Raw genomic sequence first — 17,450 nt, 5'->3', positions numbered from 1 at the left:
TGATGTTTATAACATCATTTGGGGAGCAAAATATCACTTATAAGTGTTGTTCAAATTTCCTGATCCACCTCTAACCAAATTCCTCGATGGAACCTCTTTTCTACTATCCATAGTTAAATTTATAGATGTTTTCATAAGGAAGTTCCCAAGTGAAAGGCATAGTAGTTAACTTCATATATTTATATATATACTCATTATTATAGATACTTAATTCATTTCGTATAAGGTGTATTGATTTTTAGGAAAATTCAAAAACATCTAGGCCCAAGATGGATTCTCTAAAGGGATCAAAAAGAATTTTTTCATTACACTCAATAGCTTTTTCTAAAAAGCTTATTATTTTAGAAATTTCAACTATAAACGCTGGATAAATTTCGATTAGTTTTTTAAATTCGTTAATTAATTGATAAAGCTGTCTATCACTGTATAAATCGTAATCTACATATGAAAGATCAGAAATAAGTGGAAGTGTTTCCTTATCAAAAATTGAAACCAAAATATCTGCAAATTCTTTTTGTATTTGGTAGGCGAATAGAGATTCACCTTTTTCCATAGAGTTAAATGTCCAAATATGCATTAAATACATTCTTAATTTTTTTCCTAAAGCTTTCTGATTTTCATAATTTTATATCAATATCTTATTAATTATATATTTAATATATTAGACATTAATGAATGTATAATATTACTAAAGCCTAGCTACAAAAAAGCCCCTGTTCTACAGAGGCTTTTTCAATTCAACAACGTATTATTTATGAACCCAAGGCACAGCCGGTGAACCAATCCACGCAGATTTAGCCGGAATATTTTCACCTTTCATGACCAGTGTTAATGGACCTAACACTGCATGATTGCTCACGTTTGCGTTATACAAAATAATACTGCGCGCATTGACCACTACATCATTGCCAACATTTACTTGCCCAATTTTCATAATGCGGTCTTCAAACAAGTGAGTTTGCGGGCCTGAAAAGCTATTAAACTCGGCACGATCACCAATGCTGACACAGTCAAACTCGGTAATATCAGCCGTATCCATATAAACATCTTTACCAATACGAACCCCTAAAATACGCAGGAAGAATGGCAACATTGGTGTTCCTCTTAAGTAGTTTAAGAAGTTAGGAATCGCAACTGATTCATATAAGCTGGTAATCCCTTCACTTAACCATACAAACATGGTCCACATAGGTGCCGAACGCGGTTGATAGCGACCAATCAAAATCCACTTTAATAGCGCAACAATAAGGAAACAGCCAACACCATAAAGCAGTCCTGCGAGCGTTAATGCAACCAGACCCGTCTCAATATTGTAGGTATTAATCACATCAATAACGTCTAGCACGATCATATAACCCACCCCAATCGCAAGTGCGGCCGGCAATACAATACGAAGCCCTTCAATAAAACCACGCATTAAACGGCGCTTAATACTTGGTTTAAAGGTTAAATGGTCAGGATATTTTTCAGCAGCTTCACGTGCAGGTAACAGCAACGCCGGAGAACCAAACCAAGTTTGTCCGTCATACATTTCACGGTTATCTGGTGTTTTTGATTGCACGCCAATTAAAACATTGTCTGGTAACACTGTCCCATCAGCAATATAAGCACTATTTCCCACAAAACTACGGTTACCGATTTTGGTTGCTTTTAAAGACATCCAACCGCCTTTAATCTCTTCATCACCCAGCATTACAGCATCGGCAATAAAGCTTTCTTCACCCAAAGTCAGCATTTCTGGAATGACCCCGGTTGCGGTAGAAATTTCGGTATTTTTACCTACTTTTGCTCCCAGCATACGGAACCATGTAGGCGCATAAATGGTGGCAAACAAGCCATGTAAGGTTTGTAAGCTCGTTTCTAAAATTTGGGCCGCAAACCATTTACGATAATACGTGCTGCCATGAACCGCATAGGTTCCGGTTTCAAGACGCGGCAATGCAATTTTACGCAGACCTGAAGAAATCACCGCAGTAATCATCATCATCATTGCACTAGCCGGAATCGCTAAAATGAAATAGTAAAGCGCGATTTGCAAATGGTTGTTCGGGTTAATATTAAATACATTTACATCTAACCAGTCGACCAAAAGGAAGCTTGGAAAAATTGGAATAAAGAAAAGACAGGCAATAATTAATGCGCTAACGCCATAGTATCCATATTCAGCAATTTTACGTATAAACGATAGTTTAGGACGCTCTGGCAATTTAGCTTGCTCATCTATATGCCCTATTTTCTGAGCAGGTGTTCCATCCCAAATTTCGCCCTCAGGTACAACCGTGTCATATTCAATTGAAGTTAAGGCATTTACATGGGCCTGTTTTTCTAACACTGTATTTTCTTCTAATACAGCATACGAACCTACATAACTGTCTTGTTTAAGGTGAATTGAACCTAATACCAAGTGGCCATGTTCAACTTTGGCATTTTCTAAATTCACCTGAGAACCAATACTCACGCCATCTTCAATAGTCAGTAAAGATGGCATACGAATATGTACGGAACTAATGGTAACGTCGTGGCCGATTTTCGCGCCCAGTGCTTTCAAATATAAGTTAAGTAAAGTCGAGCCAGATAAAAGATAAACAGGTGAAATATTACTAATACGGTCTGCTAGCCACCAACGGAAATAGGTTAATCCCCATAATGGATAACGCCCTGCGCCAATTCCTAACATTAGTAGTCGTTTTACCGTAATCGACAGTACAAAACTGCTCATAATAACACTGACATACACCAATAAAGACAACGCAATCGCATACGGAATACTGTCGCGGGTTCCACCGGTAAAGTAGTGATAGGTAAAGAATGGCGCTAACCACTGCAAAATATTAATCGAGATTAAAACCGGAATAGTAACGAGCTGGGCAATACCACATAACCATTTATAGGTCTGATTACGAGGGTTATCTTGTCCAATTTGGCTATCAAATAAAGTAGGTTCAGGCTGTTCTAACATGAGTGCAGCAATCGCGCCTACTCTTCTCGCTTGATATAAGTTTTGAATGGTCAGATGGCTATATTCCGCATGCTCACGCAGATTTGAAATTAAAACAGCGGCGAGTAGTGAATGCCCACCTAAATCATCGAAGAAATCTGAATCGAGTTTAATCGGCATGTTCGGGAACAAGCGATTCAAAATTTCAAATAGGATTTCTTCAGCCGGGTTCTGTGGCTGGTCAGATTCACTGCGATCTACCACACTTGTGAGCGGTCTTGCTTTTAAAGCTTTACGGTCAATTTTCCCAGATAATAGACGTGGAACTTCTTCAATAATCTCAAAACGATTTGGCACCATATAAGGCGGTAATCGCTGACTCAAGTTATGGCGTAGTTCTTTAATTTCTATAGCTTGCTTTGCATCAATTTCTGGTGCAATAAACGCAATAAGTTGATCAATGCCGTCTTCAGGACGAAGAATAACGGCTGCCGTACCAATTCCGTCAATATCGCAAAGCGCAGCTTCGATCTCGCCAAGCTCTACACGGAAACCACGGATTTTAACTTGGTCATCGGCACGACCTAAGCAGTGTACTTGACCAAACTCATCAATTTTAGCCAAATCCCCAGTACGGTAGAGTAACTCTTCCTCTACACTCATTGCCCAAGGGTTTTCAATAAACTTATCTGCGGTTAAATCAGGACGTCCTAAATAGCCTTGTGCCACACTTGGACCAAAAATACATAACTCCCCTGTTTCACCTTGCTCGAGCAACTCTCTTTCAGAGTTAATGACCAACATACCGTAGTTTGGTAAGGGCTTGCCAATGGTGACAGGTTTGCCGCGTTCTAATAACTCAAGACTTGCAGAAACCGTGGTTTCGGTTGGTCCATAGGTGTTAAACATTTGATGATGAGGTAATGCCCAACGGTCAACCAGTGAATCCGGACACATTTCCCCACCTAAATTAATAATTCTTAAATTAGGTACGTCTTCAGGAAATAAGGCAAGTAACGTTGGAACAGCATGCAGTACTGTAATTTGTTCATGCTTTAAGGTTTGGCATAACCGCTCAGGGTCACTGACAAGTGACTTCGGTGCAATCCACAACGTTGCACCTACCAAATAAGAAAGCCAAATCTCTTCAAACGACATATCAAAAGCGACTGAAAAGCCTTGATAGACCTTGTCTTGCTCTTGAAACCCAAAATACTATTTTCACTACGTAAAAAGTGACAAATATTTTTTTGAGTAATCACAATTCCTTTGGGTTTACCTGTCGAACCCGAGGTATAAATAATATAGGCAGGTTGATCTGGAGTGGTTTTCGCTAAACTTACACTTTCGCTTAGTGTTTTTTGCAGCTCGGTGTTGGTCCATTTTGTTTGTGGCACTTCAGCTAAATGTTCATACCATTCATCTGTAGTAATCATTCCCACCGCTTCGGCATCTTCAAGACATACCGCAATACGGTCCGCGGGCGTATCCATATCAAAAGGAAGCCAAGCTGCACCGCTTAAACAAATGGCCAGTTGAGCTTTTAAAAGCTCAATACCACGCGGCAGCCATAGCCCTACAATATGACCTGGCTTTACCCCTTTTAAAGCCAGATGTTGAGCCATTATTAAGGCTTGCTGATACAGCTCACCATAACTCAGCGTTTTATCTGCTTCAATTAAAGCCGTTTTATCAGGAAGAGTTTGTGCAGTATGAGCAAAAATATCGGCTAAGACTTCATTCTGCAAAAATTCCGGATGATACTTTCCACGAATTACATTTTTCGTGTTCGTTACAAACTGGTTCATTTTTATACTCTCTTAATTTTCTGATTTGGCTTAAATGAAGTCATAATTTATTTTTCTGACCCATTAACGAAATCTAGATAGGCCATAAATTAATTAAGAGAACTTAAAGCAAGATTAAATTTTTTAGTTTTGATGTTTATTCAACAGAGTAAGAACCTTAGCTGTTAATTTTAATTTATAAATAAAAATCAAATATTTAATATTATTATTCTAATTTTATGATTATCTTTAAGATAAAAACGTACAAAACTAATGAAGTAAAAAGCTAGAATTCACAAGATTTATATAGTTCTCATTTTAATTAAACTAATAAAAGCCATCCTGTATACAAATTCTCCATATTTTAAACTTAATTGTTTAGTTCTGAATTATTAAAAGAGTTCTTAAAAAATAAAAGAGTGTATTTAAATTTATGCATGATGGTTGATTATTAATATTATATTAAAATTGTATGCATCAATTCTTTTTAACTTATATCTTTATCTGGATTTTATAAAAACTTAACTCCATTAAGCAGATTGAGCGAGCAGTTGTTTATCTACTTTCCTCATAACTCAACCGACCCTATTTGGTGTGGTGAGTTGTGAGGGTTAAACAAAGATACTCTTGGAAGGCGAGCTAAGATCACCTGTTTCATTTAAGCATGTCGAAGTATCTTTATTTATAATATTTGAAAATGGACTTAAAGAATTAAACAGTGGTGCTGGTATGAGTCAACACATAATAAACCCAAAAGAAATACCTTTAGCATTTCAAACCGCTTGGAATAAGCATGATATGCAGGCCTTTGCTGCTCTTTTTGATAAAGAGGCGACTTTCGTTAACCGTTTCGGTCACTACGTTAAAGGAGTTGATGAAATTATTGCAATGCATCAACCTATTCATGAAACCATTTATCGTGATTCAACACTAGAGAATGAGCTGATAGACCTCATACCTATGAGTGAGGATATATGTATTTCACATTTTTGGAGCCGCCTCACTGCGGGCGTAGCTCATCCTCAAGGGCCTCATCAGATTGATACTCTCATTCTTACTGTGCTCACCCAGAAGAATCATTCTTGGTACATTCAGGCGCTAGAAAATGTCACTTTGACGAACCCTCGTACGGGAGAGACCATACTTAGAAATATATAGAAAGGAGCACGATCATTTTTTTAGTAATTTATATGCATAAAAAAAAAGCCCTCGTCATTAACAAGGGCTTTTTAAGAATTTTGGCGGAAGCGGTGAGATTCGAACTCACGGAGGACTCACACCCTCGTCGGTTTTCAAGACCGGTGCATTAAACCGCTCTGCCACGCTTCCAACGAGCGCTATAATATAAACAAAAATGCAAGTTGGCAAATCTTTTATTTAATTTTTAATTCAAACGCTCAAAATAAAAACAAATCTATCTAAATTTCATCATTTTTAGGTTTTTCATAGCGAATTGCATTGATATACCACAGCTTTTTGCCCAAAGGCGTGTGTACTTCTACTTCATCATCAACTTCTTTACTCAAGAGTGCACGTGCCATAGGTGACTCAATTGAAATATGCTGAGGATGGTGATCATAAATTTCATCTACCCCGACAATTCGTAAAGTTTTTTGCTCCCCTTCTTCATTTTCAATGTCGACCCAAGCACCAAAGTAAACTTTGCCTTCTTGCTCAGGTGAGTAATCAACAATTTTTAACTCTTCTAAACGCTTTCCTAAGTAGCGTACTCGTCGATCAATTTTTCTAAGGAGCTGCTTGTTATATTGATAATCTGCATTCTCACTACGGTCACCGAGGCTTGCAGCCCAATTTACTTTTTTCGTAATTTCTGGTCTTTCTTCATGCCAAAGTTGTTTTAATTCAGCAACTAATTTGTCATGGCCTGACCGAGTGATTAAGTTAGATTTCATGATTAAAAACCACTGATTAACAACATAAGGGTTACAAGATGTAGCATTTTATACCCTATTTTCTCACATCAGAAGTGTATAAATTTTCTTCCTTAATAAATTCATGTTGTTATGATGATATATCGGATATTTAATTGTACAAAATTTGACAATACTTTTTTTCAATATTATGATGCGCGCATCTTAAATGTTGAGTATTTTTTAACCCACTCAAAAACTATGTAGATTTTCTACACAGTTTGCTTTTTTCATTTCATGTCATTTTGAATGACGTCATGACTGCCCACCCCTTATTGAATTTATCAACTTTTAGAAGTTATGGCAGCTTTTTGTCTGACTTTTAGGGCATAAATTACCTGTAGCGGAGACAACATGCACAGTAATTCAAGTTCTGGGTCGAGGCTTGGCCTTAGCTCTTTATTTTCTTCTCTCCCATTGAAAGTTCTTGCGCTCAGCACTATGTTTTTTCCCTTTCATAGTATCAATGCAGGAAAAACCCTACAGTACAATACTGTAGTTAACACAAACACATTAACAGTGGTTGCCGTAGAAAGCCCAACGACTGTTTTTAAAGAAGACCAGTTTTTACACGGCTTCGGTTATGACTTAGCGCGTAACTATGCACAAAGCTTAAATGTAAAGTTGGACTTCAAAATCGTGACAGATAATGCCACGGCGCTTAAGTGGGTTCAGCAAGGTAAAGCAAATCTTGCCATGACAACCGCAAGCTTAAGTTCAATCGAGAACAAAGGTTTAATGTCTTTTTCTGCAAGTTGTGGTGATATCGTAAATTTGCAAAAAAATGGATTAAATCCGAATCTAAGCTGGGTGTTTAAACAAGCAGATGACCCGCTTACACAAACAGCAAGCGGTTTTGTTTGTCAAAGCAAACAAAATGGTCTAACTCAGCAACTTGCTTCTTTTTATAACCGTAATGTTGTAAAACCAGAAGCTTGGTCTACGATTCAACGTGACTTAAGTGCACGTATACCGATTTACAAAGCAAGCTTTAAACAAAGTGCTGCTCAGTACGATTTAGACTGGCATTTGCTTGCAGCGATTGGTTATCAAGAATCGTACCTAAAGCCAGAGTCTGTTTCACCAACAGGTGTACGTGGGTTAATGATGTTAACCAATAGTACAGCTCGGGCAATGGGTGTAAGTAACCGTAACGATCCAGCACAGAGTATTCAGGGCGGTGCGAAATATTATGATCTCATGTTAAGTGAGTATGATGATATTCCTTTCCCAGATCGCAACTGGTATGCACTTGTAGCTTACAATATGGGACCGGGTGCGGTGAACCAGATTCAAAAGCGCTTGCAAGCCCAAGGGAAAGACCCTAACCAATGGGTTAATCTCTATAATTATTTGCAGAGTAACAAAACTCGCAATGGTCGATACAAACAAGCGGTTCAGTATGTGACTCGTATACGTGCTTATCTTGAGCACATTAAAACGGCACAAACGCGAATTAATATCTAGTTTTTATCATCTAAAAGTTGATAAATTCATTGTTTGTATAAATAAAAAGCTTACCTCTCGGGTAAGCTTTTTATATGAATACTTTTTCAGTTTAAGCGGTTTGCTCTAATACTTTTTTGAACAAATCTTTTTGTTCTTGGCTTGGTTTAGCTGTTTGTAAAGCCATTAACTGAGACATATCGCCTTGAACTTTTATTTTACCAGTCATGAATGCCTGCATAGCAGCTGCCATATCAAACTCAAGGAATACTTTACGTAAAGTTTCAGCATCCATGTTTAATGTAGTTTTGGCATTTGAAGACAAACCTTTTTGGATTTTACCCCCATCTAACGCTAATTCGGTATTTCCAGAAGCATCTGTAACTACTAAATTAATTGCCAAATTCGCAAGAGCTGGTGGCAAATTAAGATCACCTGCTTCAGCAGTTAATTTTTCGACAGTCGCAAACCAATCATCAGTTAAAAATGCAGGCATGATTCTTCCTCAAATTTATTTGTTCAATTTCTCTAGTGTTGCCTATCCAGACAACATCGTGTGAAGCACTTCTGCTTGAGCGTTGTTATAGCATGTAATTTTAAGGTTGAGCTATGACTTTTTGTACGGAACATTCATTTTTTAGTATTTTGATACATTAAAGGCACTTGTTTATAAAGTGCCTTCAATTGACTTATTAATTCGTTTTATTCAGCAGCAAAGCTTAAGTTCACTACATCTAAACGTTTTTTCAGTTCTTCTGGATCTTTAAAGTCTAATTCGCGCTGCGAGTCAAGAACTTCGAAATCGAACAAATCACGGTCAGCAAGTTGTGAAGGTGAAACGTTCTGTAACGCACCAAAAATGCTGTGTAAACGTTTTGGATACTGTTTGTCCCATTCACGAAGCATTTCATTGATCATGGCACGTTGTAAGTTCTCTTGTGAACCACAAAGGTTACACGGAATAATCGGGAACTTACGTAACTCTGCATATTTGATAATGTCCTTTTCTTCAACATAAGCCAAAGGACGAATCAAAATATTTTTCTTATCCGACGATAAAAGCTTAGGTGGCATTGCCTTTAAGCTACCGCCATGGAATAAGTTCAAGAAGAAAGTAGCAATAATGTCATCACGGTGATGCCCTAGCGCAACTTTGGTTGCACCAATTTCTTGAGCAAAGCCATAAAGCGAACCACGGCGTAAACGTGAACACACAGCACAGTACGTTTTACCTTCAGGAGTTAAACGTTTGGTAATGCTGTAAGTGTCTTTTTCCAAAATGTAATACGGAATGTTATTCTCTTCCATATAACGTGGTAAGACATCTTCAGGGAAACCCGGCTGCTTTTGGTCAAGGTTAACCGCAACAATATCAAAGTTGATTGGTGCAATACGTTTGAACTGCAACAAAATGTCGAGCAAGGTATAACTGTCTTTACCACCAGACACACACACCATGACCTTGTCACCATCTTCAATCATATTGAAGTCACGGATGGCATGTCCAACTTGACGGCGAAGCTTCTTAAGCAAACGATAATAGGCCGAGCTTGTTGGAAGTTCAGGCTTAAAATTAAATCCTTCGTTGGACTCAACTGGCGCGTACATAGACGAGATATACCCATAAATAAAAATACCGCGCAATTTTATATGATTCGGATGAGAATCGCATCAAAAGAATAGTTTCAATTCTTGAAGTCGTCATAATGCTCAGGCATGATGCAAAAGCAGTGCGCTATTTTGACCGATGAGTTCATTTTTTGCGCAAAATGCTTACTTTTTGGACTTTTCCACAGTTTTCCACAAAACCTGTGGATAAAATTGTGGATTTCTTAATACTTGACAAACTGTTTTGACCTTCTGTTAAGGGTTTTATTTAAATTGATCATTTTTTAACCAATGATTTTTACCCTTATTTTTCAAATAGTTATTCAAGTCAATAGAATCATTTTAAAAATTTTTTTTAATTTTTTTTGATGATCATTCGAGCAAAACTGCTTGATTTTTTCAAAGAGTCAAAATAAAAAAAATTACACAAAACTTCTTTAAGTAATATTTTTTGATAAACTCTTTGACAAGTTTTGAGACCCTAAAATTGTGAATAACATAAAATGAAAAATTCGGTTCAATATCTTTTTTCTTGTTTACTGGGGATGACCACTTTTTCGGTAGGTATAACGCCGACTTCAGCAGGTCAGATGTACATTTACCAAGACAAAAACGGCAGTACTTTACTGACTAACCGTAAAAGTTATGACCATTCACTCAAAAAAGTAAAAGTCACCTACTACCCGGATAGTAATATTCATAGTTATAGCAACTGGGGGACTTCAGAGGCTTCGGTTTTACCAAGCTATAGCAAAAACAAAAATGCTTTTGACCATATTATTAAGCAGGCAGCACAACAGCATGGTGTTTCGGAAGGATTAATCAAAGCCGTTATGCATACCGAGTCTGGCTTTAATGTAAATGCCCGCTCTCCGGTTGGTGCCCAAGGTTTAATGCAGCTTATGCCGGCTACTGCTCGTCGTTTTAATGTATCTAACGCTTATGATCCTCAGCAAAATATCTTCGCTGGTGCTAAATATTTAAGTTGGTTGCTCAAACGTTTTAACGGTAATACGCAAATGGCCCTTGCCGCTTATAATGCAGGAGAAGGAAACGTCGATAAATATGGCGGTATTCCCCCATTCCGTGAAACCCAAGATTATGTTCGCCGAGTCACAAGCCGCTACCAAAACTTATATTCTTCTGGTGTAGGCCTTTCTTCTTTTAGCAATTCGAGTATTTCTGCCCAAGCGATAAACCAGCCAGCCATACCGCACAGTACTTCGACGCAAGTCTCTGCTCAGCCTATAAAGTATTCTTCCTCGCGCCAAATCGTTACATTGCCAGATGGTACATATACAGACGCACCTACGGGAACTTATGTCACCAATAATGCAACTGCTATTGCACATATCCGGATTGAGTAAGCTCAAAAGGCCTTATACCTTACGGTTATTTATTTAGCGGGTTCTATTGTCAAAAAATTGTAATGATCTATTACTCCCACTGTCGTGTTCAGAGGGGCCTTCTAATAACTTGTTTAATTTAAATACATTCTTAGATCGCAAAGAATGTATTGATTCCTTATTTTTTTCTTGAATTTTTCCCCTAAGCGCCGCATATTAGCTGAGTGATTTATAATTTATAAATCAGATAATATTTTATTTATAAGAGGATTTTCTCAATGATGCGGATTGGTTTGTTTTTGCTTACCAACCTCGCGGTACTGGTTGTAGCTGGCATTATTTTGTCACTCTTCGGTGTCGGTAGTTACCATGGCGCGGGTGGCTTAAATCTAGGCAACCTTTTAGTCATCTGTTTTGTGTTCGGTATGGTGGGCTCTTTAGTCTCTCTATTCATGTCCAAATGGATGGCTAAGAAAACTACTGGTACAGAACTGATTGACCCAAATGCTCCTCGTAACCAAGCTGAAAGCTGGTTATTGCAAACAGTCGCTGAACTTTCTCAACGTGCTGGTATTAATATGCCAGAAGTTGGTATCTTCCCTTCATATCAGTCTAATGCCTTTGCAACAGGCTGGAATAAAAATGATGCCTTAGTTGCCGTTTCAAGCGGTCTACTTGAGCGTATGAACAAAGATGAGCTACGTGCTGTACTCGCGCACGAGATCGGCCACGTTGCAAATGGTGACATGGTCACATTGGCGCTCATCCAAGGTGTTGTAAACGCCTTCGTTATGTTCTTTGCTCGTGTAGTAGGTGACTTTATTGACCGTAATGTCTTTGGTCGTCAAGACAATGAAGCCCCAGGTATGGGTTATTTCATCATTACAATGGTTCTAGATATCGTGTTCGGTATTCTTGCCTCTGCCATTGTGATGTGGTTCTCTCGTTACCGTGAATACCGTGCAGATGAAGCCGGTGCGCGTTTAGCTGGTAAACAAGCAATGATTTCTGCTTTATTACGTTTACAAGCTGAAACAGAGTTACCTGACCAAATGCCAAAAGAAATGAAAGCGTTCGCAATTGCGGAAGGTAAAGAACAAGGCTTTAGTTTAGCTGCATTGTTCCAAACCCACCCTACAATTGAACAACGTGTGGCAGCTCTACACCAATTAGATTGCCCATAAAACGTTTAATGTAAAAATAAAGCCTCCAAATGGAGGCTTTATTTTTTTGATTACACGGTTTGATAAAGTCCCCAAAGGTAACTTGCACCCCACCACACAGCTAAGCCAATTAAAAGCAGTGCAAACGCACCTAATAAATCGGGTATGTGCAACCATAACCAACTCACAACAGGGTTACGCCAGAATGCCGACTGTTGTTGTTTCTTTTCGAGCTTTTCATGTAAATACGGATGAACGACATGAATATCACTTTGGATCGCATATTCTTCACGTATGTGCGTGTGAACTACATCTAGTGCTTTTCGACTTGGTCTTATAAAAATATCAAAAATAGTCCCAGCCACAGGAACAAATCCGACTACAGCATCTACAACGGCAAGTTTGATCACTGGAGTGAGCTTATGCTGAGGCACACCAATTTGTTTGGCTTTATAGATGGCATAACAGGTCAATGCGAAACCAGCGACATCACCTGCAATTGGAATCGTACTCAGCGCAGCATCGGCACCAATACCTTGCTTTGTAAAAGGAATACGGACCGCACTATCCATCATGGTTGCGAACTTGGCAAGATCCCGTTCTAGTGCGATAACCTGCTGCTGTGTTAATTTTTTTTCTTGAGGCATCAAAATCAAATATAAGAAGAAAAGTTAATCTTAATATACTTGATTTGATGCCCGTTTTTAAATTGTTTACTTTTAAGTTGAAGCTTTCGATTTAAACAGTGAACGTAATAATACGTACATGACCGGAATAAAAAACAGAACCAGCACAGTACCAAACATCACGCCACCTAAAATACTAATACCAATTTCTTGACGACTAACCGCACCAGCGCCTTGAGCAAACACAAGCGGAATTACACCTGCCCCAAAGGCTAAAGAGGTCATTAGAATCGGTCTTAATCGTAAGCTCGCACCTTCTAAGGCTGCCTGAATGGCATTCTTACCTTTTTCTTGCGCTAAGGCCGCGAACTCAACAATTAAAATGGCATTTTTACATGACAAACCAATAGTCGTTAATAGCGCAATTTGGAAATACACGTCATTTGGCAAACCAAAAATATAAGAGAAAATCACACTTCCTCCTACACCAAGCGGAATAGATGTCATTACGGCGGCGGGAATACTTAGGCTTTCATATAAAGCAGCTAAACATAAGAAAATAAATCCAGCCGAAATTAAATATAACCACACGGCCTGATTAGTCGACTTTTGTTCTTCAAAAGATAAACCTGTCCACGCTAAACCAATATCTTTTTGCTGGTTAACAAGTTGTTCTACATCTTTCATCGCTTGGCCAGAACTGCTGCCACTCGCAACATCTGCTTGTAGTTGTAAAGCACTATATCCCATATAGCGTTTTACAATTTCCGGCGCCCCGCCCCAGCTAAAGTTGGCAAATGAACTAAAGGGAACCATTTCATTTTGGTCATTACGTACAGACCAGTTATATAAATCTTCCGGTTTAGATCTAAACTCGGCATCACCTTGAATCATGACACGTTTAATACGGCCCCGATCAATAAAGTCATTTACATAAGTTCCGCCCCATGCGCTCGACAAAGTGTTATTAATTGCCGATAGCTGTAGTCCATTTGCTAGTGCCTGTTTCTGGTCAATCTTAATATTAAGATTTGCCTTACTATTGGTTGACTGCTTATCAAAGTTTTCGAAAGTTGAATAATTTTTACTTTGAGCCTGCAATTGGCGGAAGGCACTATCTAGAAAATCTTGCCCCTGTCCATTCAAATCCTGAATCCATAAATCCAGACCATCTGTTTGACCTAAGCCATTAACTGAGGCAGGTAAAGTCACATTAATCTGTGCATTATTAAAATGACTAAAGTATTTCATTGCACGCTTTTGTATAGCCTCAGCCGAGTTTTCTTTTCCTGTTCGGACATCCCACGGTTTTAGAGCAATAAACCCTTGTGCCAAGTTTTGTCCCGTGCCCGAATAATTTCGTCCATAGCGGATTAAAACCAAATCTACATTTTTATCTTCTTGAGTTAAGAAATATTGGCGGACTTGCTCACCAATTTTCTGGCTTTGAGAAATTGGTGCGCTGTCTACGAGCTTAATTTGAACACTTAAAATTCCTTGGTCTTCTTTAGGAATAAAACCGCTTTTTAAACCGTTATAGAACAGCGTAAAAACGGCAATTAAAGCCACAAAAATCACAATAACTGATTTACTGTAATGAATACTCGTCTGAACAAGCTTGATATATTGATTTTTAAGTTGCTCAATCTTTTGGTTAAACCATACGGCCCAACGCTGAGGTTGAGGGTTTGGTTTTAAAATTAATGCACATAAAGCCGGTGTTAAAATGAGCGCAACAATAAGCGACAACGCCATAGCGGCAACTAAAGTAATAGAAAACTGACGGTAAATCACCCCAATTGAACCGCCTAAAAAGGACATTGGAATAAAAACAGCAGTTAAAACCAACGTAATTCCGACTAAGGCACCACTAATTTCCCCCATCGACTCAATAGCAGCTTCTTTAGGAGATAAGTGCTGTTCATGCATGAGCCGCTCAACGTTTTCCACGACCACGATCGCATCATCGACCAACAAACCAATCGCGAGTACCAGCGCAAATAACGTTAAGGTGTTAATACTAAAACCAAGCACATATAAGACCGCGAAAGTTCCTAAAATTACAACTGGAACGGTAATACTCGGAATGAGCGTAGCACGCCAGCTTTGTAAGAACAGGAACATGACCAAAATAACCAGAATAATCGCCTCTACCAGAGTCTTTACTACTTCCTTAATTGACTCTTGAACAAAGGGCGTATTATCTCGTGGATAAACGATTTTATAACCCGCTGGTAGTTTCGTTGTAAGCTGATCTAGAGTTTGGTGGATGAGCTTAGAGGTCTGAATTGCATTTGCACCTGAAGATAAAGAAATACCCAAACCTGCGGCAGGATAGCCATTAATAGTGTTAAAAGACTGATAGTTTTCTGCACCTAGCTCAACTCTGGCAATATCTTTTAAATACACATAACTCGCCGTTTTATTCGACTTCACGACAATATTTTTAAAATCCTCAACTGTTTTTAAGCGAGAACCTGCTGTGACTTTTGTATTTAAATATTGACCGTCAATTACGGGTAAGTCACCAATTGCCCCTGCGGCGACTTGAGTATTTTGTGCGGTGATTGCATTCGCTACATCACTTGGCATTAAATTATATTGTTTTAATTTATCCGGATTTAACCAGATACGCATGGCATATTGTGAACCAAATACATCAGTTTCGCCCACCCCTTCAATACGGTTCAGGTTATCTACCACATGCGTAGTTAAATAGTCCGATAGCTCAATGTTTCCTGTTTTACCAGTCGAGTCATATAAGCCAATTACCATAAAAGTGTCACCCAGTGACTTACTTACCGTAACACCTTGGCGTTGAACTTCATCCGGTAAGCGACGTATTACGCCACTAATACTATTTTGTACTTGGACCTGAGCAGTATCCGGATTTGTTCCGTTATCAAAACTTATGGTAATTCGACTACGTCCAGATGAGTCACTTGATGAACTAAAATAGAGTAAGTGATCAATCCCTTGTATTTGCTGTTCTAAAATTTGAGTAACACTTTGCTCAACCGTTTGTGCATCTGCACCACTATAGTTGGCCGACACAGTAATTTTAGGTGGAGCAATGTCTGGATACCGTTCTACAGGCAAATTCATGACCGAAAAAATACCGAAAGCCATAACAATGATCGCCAATACATTGGCAAAAATGGGGCGTTGAATAAAAAATTTAGATAGCATGGCTGCTCGGTATGATGTCGTTAATTAACAGAAGTAAATGCCGCTTCGAGACCTTGTGATGATCAACGAGCGGTATAAAAAAGACAAGTAGAATTAAACAATAAATGTAATTAAGACAAAAACAAAGCGTGATTGAATATTTCCAACAAACCAATAAAAAACCAGTTAACGAGTGTCACTTAAAATTCATGAATTCTTCATGATCATGTCAAACAAGGCCCTGAAACTTGAGTCGTTTCAACTAAAACAATATGAGTAGAATTATGTTTAGAAAAGCACTTTTATGCTTAAGTTTAATTAGCTTGGTTGGTTGTAATGATGACGATAAAACTGAAACGACGCCAACCACGCCAGAATATCAACTTCCTAAAATTCTAGTAGTAGGACACCGCGGCGCTAGCGCTTTACGTCCTGAACATACTTTAGCTTCATATCAAAAAGCGATTGATGACGGCGCAGATTTCATTGAACCTGATCTAGTCTCTACAAAAGATGGCGTATTGGTTGCCCGCCATGAAAATGAGATTGGTGGAACAACCAATGTAAGCACTTTAAGTCAGTTTGCAGACCGTAAAAAAACAAAAAATATTGATGGCGTCGACTTAACTGGTTGGTTCACGGAAGACTTCACTTTAAGTGAATTACAGCAGCTTAAAGCGCGTGAACGTATTCCTGAGTTTCGACCAGCCAACACAGCTTATAATGACCTTTACCCTGTCCCAACTCTAGAACAAATCATTGAGCTTGCCGAAGCTAACTATAAAAAGACAGGGAAAATTATAGGTTTATATATTGAGACGAAACATCCGACTTATTTTAAAAATCAAAATCTGGCAATGGAAGATACTCTTCTAAAAACCTTAGCCAAATATAAATATACACGTGATATTGCACCTGTCTATTTACAGTCTTTTGAAGTTCAGAATCTAAAAGATTTAAAAAGGGAGCTTGATCTTCATAAGACGCTTAAACATGCACAAATTATTCAGCTATACGATTCAAAAACATCTCGACCAGCAGACTTCGTAGAGTCTGGTGACACTAAAACTTATGCAGATTTGGCCACAGCACAAGGGTTAAAAGATGTTGCCAAATATGCAAATGGTGTAGGACCAAGTAAAGGTTACATACTGACCTTTAATAATGATGGCTCTTATAAAACTAGTACGTTTATTTCTGATGCACATACGGCTGGCTTAAAAGTACATCCTTATACTTTCCGACCAGAAAATAACTTCTTACCAGCGCCGTTAAAGTGCAGCTCAGATAAACCTGCAGAACGTTGTCCATCTGGTGCATTAAAAGAGTTTGAAGCCTATTTCAAGGCAGGTGTTGATGGCGTCTTTACAGATGACCCAGCACTCGGTCGTGAAGCTGTCACTAATTTTGAAAAAGCTGCAAAATAACTCAATCTTC

General features: G+C 38.5%; 11 protein-coding genes, 1 tRNA gene and 1 pseudogene. 5 read left to right on the top strand and 8 right to left on the bottom strand.

Translation table 11 applies throughout. The annotated features are described in order from the left end of the window. Window positions 1-238: 238 nt before the first annotated feature. Window positions 239-577, bottom strand: coding sequence for a hypothetical protein (locus G9371_RS17265; RefSeq protein ID WP_086221455.1), 339 nt, complete (start codon window positions 575-577; stop codon window positions 239-241). Between the two features lie 171 nt (window positions 578-748). Then, a pseudogene (gene posA / locus G9371_RS17260) lies at window positions 749-4,746 on the bottom strand (delta-poly-L-ornithine synthetase PosA). A 606-nt stretch (window positions 4,747-5,352) separates the two neighbouring features. Between posA and G9371_RS17255 the strand changes: the two are divergent. After that, a complete protein-coding gene (locus G9371_RS17255) occupies window positions 5,353-5,883 on the top strand; it encodes an SgcJ/EcaC family oxidoreductase (RefSeq protein ID WP_032009197.1) in 531 nt (176 codons plus the stop codon). An 81-nt stretch (window positions 5,884-5,964) separates the two neighbouring features. Here G9371_RS17255 and G9371_RS17250 read toward each other — a convergent pair. Together G9371_RS17250 and greB are read right to left on the bottom strand one after the other, a co-directional pair. Continuing rightward, window positions 5,965-6,054 (bottom strand) — tRNA-Ser (locus G9371_RS17250). An 89-nt stretch (window positions 6,055-6,143) separates the two neighbouring features. After that, window positions 6,144-6,638: a transcription elongation factor GreB gene (gene greB / locus G9371_RS17245; protein ID WP_000841361.1), complete on the bottom strand. Its 495-nt coding sequence runs from the start codon at window positions 6,636-6,638 to the stop codon at window positions 6,144-6,146. A gap of 372 nt (window positions 6,639-7,010) precedes the next feature. Here greB and G9371_RS17240 point away from each other — a divergent pair, with 372 nt between their 5' ends. Then, window positions 7,011-8,123 carry a transglycosylase SLT domain-containing protein gene (locus G9371_RS17240; RefSeq protein ID WP_001984613.1) on the top strand — a complete coding sequence of 371 codons (1,113 nt, stop codon included), beginning with the start codon at window positions 7,011-7,013 and terminating at the stop codon, window positions 8,121-8,123. Between the two features lie 91 nt (window positions 8,124-8,214). Here the strand turns inward: G9371_RS17240 and G9371_RS17235 are convergent, their stop codons facing one another. Together G9371_RS17235 and ttcA are read right to left on the bottom strand one after the other, a co-directional pair. After that, complete coding sequence (locus G9371_RS17235) at window positions 8,215-8,598, bottom strand: SCP2 sterol-binding domain-containing protein (protein WP_001110719.1); 384 nt, start codon at window positions 8,596-8,598, stop codon at window positions 8,215-8,217. Between the two features lie 206 nt (window positions 8,599-8,804). Continuing rightward, on the bottom strand, window positions 8,805-9,710 hold the full coding sequence (gene ttcA / locus G9371_RS17230; protein ID WP_000271249.1) for a tRNA 2-thiocytidine(32) synthetase TtcA: 906 nt from the start codon (window positions 9,708-9,710) through the stop codon (window positions 8,805-8,807). 503 nt (window positions 9,711-10,213) lie between these two features. Between ttcA and G9371_RS17225 the strand changes: the two genes are divergently transcribed. Both G9371_RS17225 and htpX read left to right on the top strand, forming a co-directional pair. Then, window positions 10,214-11,077 (top strand): lytic transglycosylase domain-containing protein, encoded by an 864-nt coding sequence (locus G9371_RS17225; RefSeq protein WP_000798650.1) that lies wholly within the window; start codon window positions 10,214-10,216, stop codon window positions 11,075-11,077. 257 nt (window positions 11,078-11,334) lie between these two features. Beyond that, a complete protein-coding gene (gene htpX / locus G9371_RS17220; RefSeq protein ID WP_000984535.1) occupies window positions 11,335-12,240 on the top strand; it encodes a protease HtpX in 906 nt (301 codons plus the stop codon). A 50-nt stretch (window positions 12,241-12,290) separates the two neighbouring features. Here the strand turns inward: htpX and G9371_RS17215 are convergent, their stop codons facing one another. Beyond that, window positions 12,291-12,866 carry a DUF4112 domain-containing protein gene (locus tag G9371_RS17215; protein ID WP_001135455.1) on the bottom strand — a complete coding sequence of 192 codons (576 nt, stop codon included), beginning with the start codon at window positions 12,864-12,866 and terminating at the stop codon, window positions 12,291-12,293. A gap of 72 nt (window positions 12,867-12,938) precedes the next feature. Continuing rightward, entirely contained in the window at window positions 12,939-16,034 is a 3,096-nt protein-coding gene (locus G9371_RS17210; protein ID WP_000949244.1) for a multidrug efflux RND transporter permease subunit, read from the bottom strand. A 263-nt stretch (window positions 16,035-16,297) separates the two neighbouring features. Between G9371_RS17210 and G9371_RS17205 the strand changes: the two genes are divergently transcribed. Further along, window positions 16,298-17,440, top strand: a complete 1,143-nt coding sequence (locus G9371_RS17205; RefSeq protein ID WP_000488513.1) for a glycerophosphodiester phosphodiesterase — start codon at window positions 16,298-16,300, stop codon at window positions 17,438-17,440. The last annotated feature ends 10 nt before the right edge of the window (window positions 17,441-17,450 follow it).

The sequence above is a fragment of the Acinetobacter sp. EKM10A genome, from assembly GCF_011075215.1.
In the GTDB taxonomy this organism is placed as follows: domain Bacteria; phylum Pseudomonadota; class Gammaproteobacteria; order Pseudomonadales; family Moraxellaceae; genus Acinetobacter; species Acinetobacter baumannii.
The sequence above is the reverse complement of the archived record's forward strand: the minus strand, read 5'-3'. Positions and strand labels throughout refer to the sequence as shown.

What these genes read in the sequence shown, in the direction of transcription:
- G9371_RS17265 (WP_086221455.1), bottom strand. Translation starts at nt 577, where the DNA reads ATGCATATTTGGACATTTAACTCTATGGAAAAAGGTGAATCTCTATTC.
- greB (WP_000841361.1), bottom strand. Translation starts at nt 6,638, where the DNA reads ATGAAATCTAACTTAATCACTCGGTCAGGCCATGACAAATTAGTTGCT.
- G9371_RS17240 (WP_001984613.1), top strand. Translation starts at nt 7,011, where the DNA reads ATGCACAGTAATTCAAGTTCTGGGTCGAGGCTTGGCCTTAGCTCTTTA.
- G9371_RS17235 (WP_001110719.1), bottom strand. Translation starts at nt 8,598, where the DNA reads ATGCCTGCATTTTTAACTGATGATTGGTTTGCGACTGTCGAAAAATTA.
- ttcA (WP_000271249.1), bottom strand. Translation starts at nt 9,710, where the DNA reads ATGTACGCGCCAGTTGAGTCCAACGAAGGATTTAATTTTAAGCCTGAA.
- G9371_RS17225 (WP_000798650.1), top strand. Translation starts at nt 10,214, where the DNA reads ATGAAAAATTCGGTTCAATATCTTTTTTCTTGTTTACTGGGGATGACC.
- htpX (WP_000984535.1), top strand. Translation starts at nt 11,335, where the DNA reads ATGATGCGGATTGGTTTGTTTTTGCTTACCAACCTCGCGGTACTGGTT.
- G9371_RS17215 (WP_001135455.1), bottom strand. Translation starts at nt 12,866, where the DNA reads ATGCCTCAAGAAAAAAAATTAACACAGCAGCAGGTTATCGCACTAGAA.
- G9371_RS17210 (WP_000949244.1), bottom strand. Translation starts at nt 16,034, where the DNA reads ATGCTATCTAAATTTTTTATTCAACGCCCCATTTTTGCCAATGTATTG.
- G9371_RS17205 (WP_000488513.1), top strand. Translation starts at nt 16,298, where the DNA reads ATGTTTAGAAAAGCACTTTTATGCTTAAGTTTAATTAGCTTGGTTGGT.